This window comes from Paenibacillus lentimorbus NRRL B-30488 (assembly GCF_000411595.1).
Taxonomy (GTDB): domain Bacteria; phylum Bacillota; class Bacilli; order Bacillales; family Bacillaceae; genus Bacillus; species Bacillus velezensis.
This window is the reverse complement of sequence record NZ_ANAT01000005.1, coordinates 259,864-272,436: the sequence shown is the minus strand read 5'-3', so window position 1 is coordinate 272,436 and position 12,573 is coordinate 259,864. Positions and strand designations below refer to the sequence as shown.

The window sequence follows — 12,573 nt, the reverse complement described above, 5'->3', positions numbered from 1 at the left end:
CATATGTTCAAAATTCGGTTATTCTAAACGTATCCTAGGAAAAAGGAAGTGCATACAATGTCAATTGCAAGTCAAATAGACCATACTGCTTTGAAACCGCATACACAAAAAGCGGATATTTTACAACTGATAAAAGAAGCAAAAGAATATAAATTCGCTTCCGTTTGTGTGAACCCGACTTGGGTCAAACTCGCAGCGGAGGAACTGAAGGGCACGGGAGTTGACGTTTGCACCGTTATCGGATTTCCTCTCGGCGCAACGACATCGGAAACAAAAGCATATGAAACGAAGGATGCCATCTCAAAAGGAGCCACTGAGGTTGACATGGTCATCAATATCGGCGCACTAAAAGACGGCGATGATGAAGCGGTTGAAGCTGATATCCGCGCGGTAGTTGAAGCAGCTGATAAAAAAGCGCTCGTCAAAGTGATCATCGAAACATGCCTTTTGACAGATGAAGAAAAAGAGCGCGCGTGCCGCTTGGCGGTATCCGCAGGCGCCGATTTCGTCAAAACGTCTACCGGTTTTTCTACAGGCGGGGCAACGGCTGAAGATATCGCTCTCATGAGAAAAACAGTCGGACCGGACATCGGGGTCAAAGCATCAGGCGGCATCAGAACAAAAGCTGATGTTGACAGCATGATCGCTGCGGGCGCGAGCCGGATCGGCGCAAGTGCGGGCGTCTCTATCGTGAGCGGCGGAGACAGCGGCAGCAGCGACTATTAATCAGCAGTGCGGAAGCCGAAAGCTTCCGCCATCCTCTTTCTTTGTTGATGCATAAAAAATTGTAAGCGAATACAAATAAAAGGAGAACACATATGAAGTATCTCATCGGAATTATCGGAATCATTGTGTTTTTAGGTCTTGCCTGGCTTGCCAGCAACGGCAAAAAAGAATCAGAATCCGGCCGATCGCCGTCATGCTCGTGCTGCAGCTGATTCTCGGTTATATTCTCCTCAACACCGGTATCGGGAATTTTCTTGTCGGCGGTTTTGCAAAAGGATTTAACTACTTGCTGGAATATGCATCAGAAGGGATTAACTTTGTATTCGGCGGGCTTGTGAATGCGAAACAGACGACGTTCTTCATGAGCGTGCTTCTGCCGATCGTCTTTATATCCGCTTTAATCGGAATTCTGCAGCATTGGAAGGTCCTCCCCTTTATCACGAAGTATATCGGACTTGCGTTAAGCAAGGTGAACGGAATGGGGAAAATCGAATCTTACAACGCTGTCGCATCCGCGATTTTAGGGCAATCAGAAGTCTTTATCAGTTTGAAAAAACAGCTCGGTTATCTTACTGAACAGCGCTTATACACGCTTTGCGCGTCCGCAATGTCGACGGTCTCAATGTCGATCGTCGGTTCTTACATGATGATGCTGAAGCCTGAATACGTCGTGACGGCGCTTGTGCTGAACTTATTCGGCGGATTTATCATCGCTTCTATCATCAACCCGTACACCGTCAGCAAAGAAGAGGATTTGATCGTCGTTCCTGAAGAAGAAAAGCAATCCTTTTTTGAAGTGCTCGGTGAGTATATAATGGATGGATTCAGAGTCGCCGTTGTCGTAGCGGCGATGCTGATCGGATTTGTCGCACTCATTGCCCTGGTCAACGGCGTTTTTAACGCGGTCTTCGGCATTACATTCCAGGCGCTGCTCGGATATGTATTCGCGCCGTTTGCGTTTTTAACCGGTATTCCGTGGAATGAAGCGGTGAGCGCCGGAAGCATTATGGCGACGAAAATGGTATCGAATGAATTTGTGGCGATGCAGACGCTCTCATCCGGCGATTTCCATTTCAGCGGGCATACACAGGCAGTGGTATCTGTATTCCTTGTCTCATTCGCGAATTTCTCTTCTATCGGAATCATTACCGGTGCGGTGAAAGGGCTGCATGAAAAGCAAGGAAACGTCGTCGCGCGGTTCGGGCTGAAGCTGCTGTACGGCGCAACGCTCGTCAGCTTCCTGACAGCGGCGATCGTCGGATTGATTCACTGAACATAAATGAAGGACAGGTGATAGATCATGAGAATGGTAGATCTTATTGTAAAAAACAAAATGGAAAAGAACTGACAACAGAAGAAATTCAATTTTTCGTAAAAGGATATACGGACGGAAGCATCCCTGATTACCAGGCAAGCGCCCTTGCTATGGCGATTTACTTTCAGGATATGACGGATCAGGAGCGCGCCGATCTGACAATGGCGATGGTCAATTCAGGGGAAACGATTGATCTCTCCGCCATTGAAGGCATTAAGGTCGACAAGCACTCTACGGGCGGGGTCGGCGACACGACAACTCTCGTACTCGCTCCGCTCGTCGCGGCGCTCGGCGTTCCCGTCGCTAAAATGTCCGGCCGCGGCCTTGGCCATACGGGGGGAACCATTGATAAGCTGGAAGCGATCGAAGGCTTCCACGTGGAATTGTCAAAAGATGAATTCATCAAGCTTGTGAACCGTGACAAGGTAGCCGTCATCGGACAAAGCGGGAACTTGACGCCTGCCGATAAAAAGCTGTATGCGCTGCGTGATGTAACGGGTACGGTGAATTCCATCCCGCTGATCGCAAGCTCAATTATGAGTAAAAAAATCGCCGCCGGAGCAGATGCCATCGTGCTTGACGTCAAAACGGGAGCCGGCGCGTTTATGAAAACGGATGAAGACGCCGTGAACCTCGCCAAAGCAATGGTCCGCATCGGAAACAACGTCGGCCGCCAGACGATGGCCGTGATTTCTGACATGTCGCAGCCGCTCGGTTTTGCGATCGGGAATGCCCTGGAAGTACAAGAAGCCATTGATACGTTAAGAGGGGAAGGGCCTGAAGACTTAAACGAACTCGTCCTCACGCTCGGCAGCCAAATGGTCGTATTGGCGAAAAAAGCTGAGACATTGGAAGAAGCGAGAACGAAGCTTCAGGAAGTCATGAAAAACGGCAAAGCGCTTGAAAAGTTCAAAGAGTTCCTGAGCAATCAGGGAGGAGACGCTTCCGTCGTTGACGAACCGTCCAAACTTCCGCAAGCGGCGTACAAAATTGACGTTCCGGCAAAAGAAGCGGGTGTCGTTTCAGAAATCGTCGCTGACGAAATCGGCGTCGCAGCGATGCTGTTAGGCGCGGGACGTGCGACAAAAGAGGACGAAATCGACCTTGCCGTCGGCATTATGCTCCGCAAAAAAGTCGGTGACACAGTCGAAAAAGGCGAGCCGCTCGTCACCCTTTACGCCAACCGCGAAAACGTTGACGACGTGACCGCCAAAGTCTATGACAACATCCGCATCTCAGAAAAAGCGGAAGCGCCGAAACTGATTCATACGCTGATTACGGAATAACAGAAGAAAGGCACATACCTCATCAGTATGCGCCTTTTTTTATGGCATGGTTTTATCCAAATGAATGTCACGGACGGATTGTTTCGGCTGTTTCTTTCTCAAAAAACGAATGAGATAGCACAAGATCATACAAGGAATTCCGCAGAAGAGGGCGATTCTTTGATTGGGATCAAATGCAAGGCCTACGCATGAAGCGAAACATAAGATCACAGCGGCGATCGGAACGAGAGGATATAACGGTGTGCGGAAGGTCAGATCCGCGACGCGTCCGCCGTTTTTCACATAATGTTTTCGAAATAACAGCTGAGACAGGGCGATGCTCATCCACACCACGACGCCGGCAAATCCGGCTATTGCCACGAGCACTACGTAGACCGTGCCCGGGGCGGCGATGCTTGAGATCAAGGATATGCAGGAAACGGCCATGCTGGCGAGCAGAGCATTCAGCGGAATGCCTTTCGGCGTGACTTTTTTGAACCGGGCGCTGATCATGTTTTCATTCGCAAGAGACCACAGCATCCGGGTGGAAGCATACAGTCCGGAGTTGGCGACCGAAAGCAAAGCCGTTAAAATCACGAAGTTCATGATATCTGCGGCGTATGGAATTCCGATTTGGGAAAAGACCGCGACAAACGGACTTTCAATCACACCGGCTTCCTTCCAGGAGATCAGTCCGGACAGCACAAAAATGGCGCCGATAAAAAGATGACCGTTCTCCAGGCGACATTTCGGATCGAACGCGGAATATCTTTTGCCGGATTGGCGGTTTCACCCGCTGTAATTCCGATCAGCTCCGTCCCTGAAAAGGCGAAGCTTACGGAAATCATTGCGATGAAAACCGCAAGAAAGCCGTTCGGAAACAGTCCGCCGTGTGAGGTGAAATTCGACAGCATCGGAGCTTCACCCGAACCGTGCAATGAAATCAAACCGAACATCGCGGCGCCGCCTAAGATGATAAATAAAAGGATGGTGACGATTTTGACGCTGGAAAACCAAAACTCCGTTTCTGCAAACAATTTAACGGAGAATGCATTGGCGGCAAAAAGGAGAGCCGCGAAAATCGCGCTCCACATCCAGACGCTGCTGTGGGGAAACCAGCGTTGCATGAGGATACCGGAAGCTGTAAACTCCGATCCTACCGTCACCACCCAATTCACCCAATACATGATACCGACCATAAAACCCGTGGACGGCCCGATAAACGTTGTCGCATACGTTTGAAATGAACCGGTCACAGGCATGGCTACTGACAATTCTCCGAGACACTGCATGACAAGATACATCATCAAGCCGCCGATCAGGTAAGCGGCGATCGTCCCGCCCGGCCCGGCCTGGCTCAATGTATACCCTGTGCTCAGAAACAGCCCCGTGCCGATGACCCCTCCCAATGAAATCATAAATAAGTGCCTGCTTTTCATCGTGCGCTTTAGTTGATTGCCGCCTTGATCAACATCCATCGTGATCTCCCCCTTTTTGCGTGGCATGAGAATCTTCCGGCAGCCGAGATCACGCGTGCCGGATTTGACTTTAACGTGACAATTTAAATCCCTTCAATGCATGTAAAATGACGTGTGCGGCTGCCCGGCTTGTCATATCGCGAAAATCAAGTGTCGGATCAACCTCAACGATCTCAATACCCGAGATGTCAGCCTCCTGGGCTAAAAACCGGACCGCCTGAAGCAGTTCCTCGGTATACAGGCCTCCGGGGCCGATCGCAGGACAGCCGGGCGCATGAGCTTGATCCAGCACATCCATATCAACCGAAATAAAAATGGCGTCGGCTCTTTTTTGAACGGCCGGCAAAGTGTCTTGTATCGTTCGGAGAAGCCCTTTCTCCCGGATCATCTCCATTGTATGCACGTCTGCCTGACGCTCTTTTACATATTTTTCATATGCCAAGCTGTTGCTGAACTCCCTGATTCCAAGCTGAATCAGGTTTTGTCCGCTTATGATATTTTCATCTAACAGACGGCGGAATGGCGTGCCGTTTGTCGGCCCTCCGTCTTCTGTGTTGCGGACGTCGTGGTGGGCGTCGAATTGAAAGACGGCCGTTGTTCCTTTCGTTTCCGCAATGGCTTTAATGGTGGAATAACTGATGGAGTTGTCGCCGCCGAGAATGACGGGCACCCAGTCAGGCTGGTCCGTCAGAATGTCATAAATGGTCCGATAAATGTGTTCATGAGATTTGACGACATCCGTGACGTGAATCTGAATATCGCCGATATCGTACAGATGGTCAGTGACATGCTCCCGCAGCTCCGCGGAATATGCGGAAATGCCGCCGAGCGCCCGGCGGATCGCACCGGGTGCAAAGCAGGCGCCGGAATGGCTGATTGACGACTTAGAAAGCGGAACGCCGATCAAAGCCGGCCCTTTGATCGTTTGTCCCGCCCACGCTTCCGTCACATCGCCGATCCTTGTCACATGGCGGTCGTTGAAGAGGGAGCCGGCTTTTTGCAGAAACGGATACTTATCCAAGAGCGGCTCCCTCCCTTGAAACGACCGTCTTTCCGTTCTTGATGACACGGCGGACATGATTGACGCCGTAATGATACGGGATATACATGTAATTCGGCGCTTCCCAAATGACAATGTCAGCCGCCCGTCCGGCTTTAATTTGTCCGGCCTCTTCGCCTTTTCCGATCGCATACGCAGCGTTAACGGTGACAGCGTGCCAGATTTCTTCTGCGGTCATTTTTAAATGAAGCGCGGCAATCGACATAATGAGCTGGAGATTTTCCGTCGGTGAGCTGCCCGGGTTGAAGTCAGTCGCCAAACTGACCCGTACGCCCGCATCAATCATCTCCCGGGCTCTCGCATAAGTGTGTTTTCCGAGATAGAAAGTCGTGCCCGGCAGCAGGACGGCGATTGTTCCGGACTCCGCCAGCTTTTCGATGCCTGCGTCAGACGCCCCCACCAAATGATCGGCAGAAACAGCATGCAGCTCTGCCGCCAATTCCGCGCCGCCGAGCGGGTCAATCTCATCAGCATGAATTTTCAAGCCGAAACCAGCTTCAGCCGCCTTTTTCAGGTAGTCCCGTGACTGGCTGACGGTAAAGACGCCTGTTTCTGTGAAAATATCGGCAAATTGCGCAAGGCCTTTTTCTTTTATGTCAGGCAAAAGCTGCAGCATGCGATTCAGAAATTCGTCAGGGCTGTTCCGGTACTCAGGCGGAATGGCGTGTGCTCCCATAAAGGTCGTGACAAGGTCGACCGGCTGGCGCTCACCCAGTTTTTTCGCCGCGGTCAGCTGTTTCAGCTCCGTGTCTTTGTCGAGTCCGTACCCGCTTTTTACTTCCGCGGTCGTGATGCCGTATGACAGCATGCGTCCGAGGTGAAAAAGCCCTTTTTCAATCAGTTCTTCTTCGGAGGCGGCTTTCGTGTCTTTGACCGTTGACAAAATACCGCCGCCTTGCGCCAGAATATCCAAATAAGACATACCCTGAATTTTTAAATTCAGTTCTTTTTCGCGGGACCCTCCGAATACAAGATGGGTATGGGGATCGACGAGGCCGGGGGTGACGAGCCGTCCCCCGCAGTCGATAATGTCTCTTGCCTCGTATCCTTTCTCCGCTCCTTGATGTCCGGCAAAAACAATGCGCCCGTCGTGAACGCCGATGACGGCATTTTCCGTGACATGAAGATCCTGCATGCTCCCGCCGGATCGGGGGCCGCCGGATTCCATCGTCAGCAGCTGGCCGATGTTGGTGAGTATGGTATCTATTTGTTTCGGCATGTTACCGCTCCTTTTTCATCGGTATCATAATGTCTTGTTCCTCGGCGACTTGAACCGCTTTTTCATAACCTGCGTCCGCATGGCGGATGATGCCCATTCCCGGATCGCTTGTCAGAACGCGGGAAAGCCGTTGTTCCGCAAGGATGCTGCCGTCAGCGACCGCGACCATTCCCGCGTGAAGGGAATACCCCATGCCGACGCCCCCGCCGTGGTGAAAAGAAACCCAGCTTGCGCCTGAGGCCGTGTTGATCAGCGCGTTCAGCACCGCCCAATCGCCGACCGCGTCGCTTCCGTCTTTCATCGCTTCTGTTTCCCGATTCGGAGAGGCGACAGATCCGCAGTCTAAATGGTCTCTTCCGATGACGATCGGGGCTTTCAGCTCGCCGTTTCTGACCAATTCATTGATGGCGAGCCCCATCTTTTCCCGTTCACCGTAGCCGAGCCAGCAAATACGGGACGGCAGGCCTTGGAACGTGACTTTTTTCTGCGCCATGTCAATCCAGCGGTGGAGGGCTTGATTTTCTGGAAACAGCTCTTTTAATAAAGCGTCCGTGCGGTATATATCTTCAGGGTCACCGGACAGCGCAGCCCAGCGGAACGGCCCTTTTCCTTCACAAAATAAAGGCCGGATGTAGGCGGGAACGAATCCCGGAAAATCAAAAGCATCGGCGAGCCCCTCATCTTTGGCAGCTTGGCGGATATTGTTGCCGTAATCAAAGACGACGGCACCTTTTTCTTGAAGGCGAGCATGGCTTCCACATGCTTTTTCATACTCTGCTTGGAAAGCCTTACGTATAAATCAGGCTGATCCCGGCGCAGGCGGTCGGCCTCCTCAAGTGAGTATCCTGCCGGAATATAGCCGATCAGCGGGTCGTGAGCGGAAGTCTGATCGGTCACGATGTCAATATGGACACCGCGGTTCAAAAGCTCATGATGCACCTCTGCCGCATTGCCGAGAAGGCCGATCGATAAAGGTTCTCCGGCTTGTCTGGCTGTTTCGGCCCAGCGCAGCGCTTCGTCAATTGATGCGGTTTTCCGGTCGCAATAGTTTGTTTCCATCCGTTTATCAATCCGTGTTTCATCCGCTTCAACGGCGATGACGACGCCATCATTCATCGTGACGGACAGCGGCTGGGCGCCTCCCATTCCGCCAAGTCCGGCCGTCAGTGTAAGGGTTCCTTTCAGACTGCCGCCGAAATGCTGTCTCGCAAGCTCCGCAAAGGTTTCATAGGTGCCTTGCAAAATACCTTGTGAACCGATATAAATCCAGCTGCCGGCGGTCATTTGCCCGTACATCATCAGTCCTTTTTTCTCAAGGTCATGGAAATGCTCCCAATCTGCCCATTTCGGCACGAGAACCGAATTAGCCAGCAGGACGCGGGGCGCGCGGCTGTGCGTGCGGAACAGTCCGACCGGTTTTCCGGATTGGATCAGCAGTGTTTCATCATCTTTTAACGTTTTGAGGGAGCGCTCAATCGCGTGAAAAGCATCCCAGTTTCGCGCGGCCTTGCCTATGCCGCCGTATACGATCAGATCCTCCGGCTTTTCGGCAACCTCCGGGTCAAGGTTGTTTCGGAGCATGCGGAGCACGGCTTCCTGCTCCCATCCTAAGCATTCAAGTTCGGTGCCGCGGCCGGCGCGGATTGATTTCTTTACATCAGTCATCTTGTAAGTCCCCCTTCATTGGTCATCAGTTTTTGGTGATGCTCATTCGGCAGAAAAGACTCCTTTTTCAGCCAGTCACTCAGATGTTCGATGTCATAAGAAAACACGCGGTCTTCTTGTATGGACGGCACGATGTTTCTCATTTCGAGATAGAGCTGTTTTGTGTACGAGGCGCAATGTTCCGCACCCCGGTATTCCACGGCCTGCAGCGCGCAAATAGCTTCAACGGCAAGCACCCGTCTCGTATTCGCGATGATCTGGTAGGCGTGCCTTGAGGCGATGGTTCCCATGCTGACGTGATCCTCCTGGTTTGCCGATGAAGGAATGGAATCGACACTGGCGGGATGGGCCAGGGTTTTATTTTCTGACACGAGGGAGGCCGCCGCATATTGCATGATCATCGCTCCGGATTGTAAGCCGGGCTGAGGGCTCAGAAAGGGCGGCAGGTCATTCAGCTGCGGATTCACAAGCCGTTCGATACGGCGTTCAGAAATATTCGCAAGCTCGGCCGCCGCCACTTTGAGAAAATCCATGGCAAAGGCGATCGGCTGTCCGTGAAAGTTTCCGCCCGAGATGATTTTGGCGCCGTCTTCGAAAATGAGCGGGTTATCTGTCGCGGCATTCATCTCAATTTCTAATTTTTCTTTTACATACGCTAATGTCTGCCATGATGCGCCGTGGACTTGAGGGATACAGCGGATTGAATAAGCGTCCTGGACACGCAGCTCCCCTTGGACGGTCGTCAGCTTGCTGTCTGACAAGTAATAGCGGATTCGCTCTGCGACATCCATCTGTTCCTGATATCCGCGGGCGGCATGAATGTCCTCGTCGAACGCATCGATAATGCCCTGAAGGCCTTCGATCGTTAAGCTCGCGATCCGTTCCGACTGATAGGCCAGCTTTTCGGCCTCGAGGTAAGCGATCAGTCCCATCGCGGTCATGGCCTGCGTTCCGTTGATCAGCGCGAGCCCTTCTTTAGAGGTCAGGACGGCCGGCTGAAGGTTTGTCTTTTCTAAAGCATGAGCTGCCGGCATCCGGGCACCTTCGTAAAAGACTTCGCCTTGCCCGATAAGCGCCAGTGCGAGATGAGAAAGCGGGGCCAAATCTCCGCTCGCCCCCAGTGACCCTTGCTGCGGGATGACCGGGTGAATGCGATGATTGAGATACGCGAGCAGTTGATCAATCAGCTCAGTCCGCACGCCGGAAAAGCCTTTCAGCAGGGCATTGGCGCGCAAAAGCAGCATGGCCCGCGATACAGATTCCGGAAACGGATCACCGACGCCGCACGCGTGAGAAAGAATCAGATTCAGCTGCAGATCCGCGGCGTCTTCTTTTTGAATCAGCACATCGCTGAACTTGCCGAACCCCGTCGTAATCCCGTAAATGGTCTTCTCTTCTTGAACGATCCGTTCAACCGCCGCCCTGCTTTTTTTCACACGTTCCATGCTTTCGGCAGATGCCTGAACCTCTTCAAAATCAAACAGCACACGCTGGGCATCTGCGGTTGTCAGTGAGGAACCGTCTAACGTTACCATCATTTCAACCCCTTTTTCTTTACTTTGGTAAAGCGCCCATACAAAAAGGAGCTATGCCATGAAAATGATGTTTCATGCATAGCCCCCTATCATCTGAAATCTATGGGCTGATTCATATGTGATTAATTCCGACTCCGAATGTTTCGTGCTCAAGCCCCTTAATCGGAGCTCCGATCGTGCCGTAAAGGGAAACGGCGATCCAATCGCCTTCCGCCTCGCTTTCATACGGATTTCCCCGCAAGACGGCAAACTTCAGGCCCACGGTACGAAGCAGCGAGCCAAGCAGCATTTCGCCCCGCGTCACTCCGTGCAAAGCTTCCATTGTGGCATGATACAGCGCATGTGATTCGCGATAACCCTCAGATTGAATGACGCCGCTCTTTTTGGAAGCGGTTTCAATTGCAGCTACCACCTTATGCGCATCCATTGAACCCACCCTGCCGAGACAGACTTTCCAGCCGTCCCGTTCCAGCCGGCTGATCTGCTGGTTTTCTTCAGTCTCATGAAGCAGAAGAAGGACGGACAATCGCCCGATGCGGCGGTCTTTGTGTAAGGTCATATATGCTTCACTCAATTCTTAAATATTCTGATAACTAGTAACTGTTTTTTATATTAAGTGTTTGCGAATCAGAAGTCAAAACTTTTTTTCCAGTCTTTCACAAATCAGATTGCTATTGTATTAAAGCGGTACATCGGGAAGCCGGCGCTGTTGATCACATATTTCCGCCATCCGCGTCATAAAATGGAGCGTTGTCTTGAAAGCGTTTTAAGAAAAGAAGAGAGCGAGGAGATTTCAGAAAATGAAAACCAGTTTCTTTCGTGTGTGCCTGGTCTCAGCAGCGATTATCGGGTTCACTCTGCCGCAGGCAAAAGCCCAGCATCCCGTTTTTTCAGAGGTCAGCGTGCATGATCCGTCCGTCATTAAAACAAGCGATACATACTATGTATTCGGCTCGCATTTGGCTTCCGCCAAGTCGAAAAACCTGATGCAGTGGCAGCAACTGTCTTCAAGCGTCAATCCCAATAATCCCTTGATCCCGAACGTCTACTCCGAATTAAAAGAGACATTCGACTGGGCCCAGTCTGATACGCTGTGGGCGCCGGATGTGGCTCAGCTGGCTGACGGGAAATATTACATGTACTATAACGCCTGTAAAGGAGACTCGCCGCGATCCGCTCTCGGTGTCGCCGTGAGTGACAAAATCGAAGGACCCTACAAAAACAAAGGCATCTTTTTGAAATCAGGCATGGAAGGAAAAAGCGAAGACGGCACGACGTATCATGCAAACGTTCACCCGAACGTCGTAGATCCGCAAACGTTTTTTGACCATAAAGGCAAGCTCTGGATGGTGTACGGCTCTTACTCCGGGGGGATTTTCATACTGGAAATGAATCCGAAAACCGGTTTCCCGCTCCCGAACCAAGGCTACGGAAAAAAACTGCTCGGCGGAAATCACAGCAGAATCGAAGGCCCGTACATCAGCTACAATCCGGAAACGAAATATTACTATCTGTATCTGTCATTCGGCGGACTTGACACAGCCGGCGGTTACAATATGCGTGTGGCGCGTTCCCAAAATCCGGACGGTCCGTACTATGACGCCGCAGGCCATAACATGCTTGACGCCAAAGGAAAAGACGGCAGTTTCTTCGACGACAAATCAATTGAACCGTACGGGGTCAAACTCATGGGCGGCTACAGCTTCGCCTCACAATCTGAAAAAGGCACGGGCTACGTCTCTCCGGGACACAACTCCGTGTTTTACGACGGGAAAACGAAACGATCATACCTCATTTTCCACACCCGTTTCCCGAACAGAGGAGAAGAGCACGAAGTCAGAGTGCATCGGCTGTACATGAACAAAGACGGATGGCCCGTTGCAGCGCCGTACCGCTACGCGGGAGAACCGGATACTCACATATCGGCAGCCGCCGCATCCGGAGCCTACAAACTCATCCAGCACGGAAAAGACATTACAGCTACGATCAAAACCCCAAAAACCATCCGGCTTAACAACGACGGCACCATTTCCGGGGAAATGACCGGAACCTGGACAATAACGGACAGCAGCAAAGCCCGAATCAACCTGAACGGCACACATTATGACGGCGTCTTCCTGAAAGAATGGGACTCAGCGAGGGAGAAGGAAGTTGTGACGTTTAGTGTGCTGAGCGGTGAGGGGGAGGCTGTTTGGGGTGTGAAGTAACTTTGTAATGCATTTACAAGTACTAGACTAGTTTTATCCAAAAGAGATATAATAAGTATGTATATGCAATTAACGCAAATCTAATTCTTAAACTTTAGTCCTT

Annotated in this window: 6 protein-coding genes and 4 pseudogenes; 4 read left to right on the top strand and 6 right to left on the bottom strand. The window is 51.6% G+C overall.

Annotated features, from left to right (window positions below; genetic code table 11):
• Nucleotides 1-57 precede the first annotated feature (57 nt).
• The 3 genes and pseudogenes from deoC (at nt 58) to D368_RS02220 (ending at nt 3,327) form a co-directional block, all read left to right on the top strand.
• Complete coding sequence (gene deoC, locus D368_RS02230) at nt 58-726, top strand: deoxyribose-phosphate aldolase (protein ID WP_128574516.1); 669 nt, start codon at nt 58-60, stop codon at nt 724-726.
• A gap of 92 nt (nt 727-818) precedes the next feature.
• Nucleotides 819-1,999, top strand: a pseudogene (locus D368_RS02225) (NupC/NupG family nucleoside CNT transporter).
• 27 nt (nt 2,000-2,026) lie between these two features.
• Nucleotides 2,027-3,327: pseudogene (locus tag D368_RS02220) on the top strand (pyrimidine-nucleoside phosphorylase).
• Nucleotides 3,328-3,366: 39 nt separating this feature from the next.
• Here the strand turns inward: D368_RS02220 and D368_RS02215 are convergent.
• The 6 genes and pseudogenes from D368_RS02215 to hutP form a co-directional block, all read right to left on the bottom strand.
• Nucleotides 3,367-4,784 (bottom strand): annotated as a pseudogene (locus D368_RS02215) (amino acid permease).
• Between the two features lie 70 nt (nt 4,785-4,854).
• Entirely contained in the window at nt 4,855-5,805 is a 951-nt protein-coding gene (gene hutG, locus D368_RS02210; protein WP_128574515.1) for a formimidoylglutamase, read from the bottom strand.
• The gene (hutI, locus tag D368_RS02205) at nt 5,798-7,063 is read right to left on the bottom strand and encodes an imidazolonepropionase (RefSeq protein WP_004393286.1); all 1,266 of its coding nucleotides are present in this window, start codon (nt 7,061-7,063) and stop codon (nt 5,798-5,800) included. Before hutI ends, hutG begins: the two co-directional genes overlap by 8 nt.
• Nucleotide 7,064: 1 nt before the next feature.
• Nucleotides 7,065-8,728, bottom strand: a pseudogene (gene hutU / locus D368_RS02200) (urocanate hydratase).
• Nucleotides 8,725-10,263 (bottom strand): histidine ammonia-lyase, encoded by a 1,539-nt coding sequence (hutH, locus tag D368_RS02195; protein ID WP_025853677.1) that lies wholly within the window; start codon nt 10,261-10,263, stop codon nt 8,725-8,727. Before hutH ends, hutU begins: the two are co-directional and overlap by 4 nt.
• 112 nt (nt 10,264-10,375) lie before the next feature.
• Entirely contained in the window at nt 10,376-10,822 is a 447-nt protein-coding gene (gene hutP / locus D368_RS02190) for a histidine utilization transcription antiterminator HutP (protein ID WP_004393292.1), read from the bottom strand.
• A 241-nt stretch (nt 10,823-11,063) separates the two neighbouring features.
• Here hutP and abnB point away from each other — a divergent pair, with 241 nt between their 5' ends.
• The gene (gene abnB, locus D368_RS02185) at nt 11,064-12,470 is read left to right on the top strand and encodes an arabinan endo-1,5-alpha-L-arabinosidase AbnB (RefSeq protein WP_128574514.1); all 1,407 of its coding nucleotides are present in this window, start codon (nt 11,064-11,066) and stop codon (nt 12,468-12,470) included.
• Nucleotides 12,471-12,573: the final 103 nt, after the last annotated feature.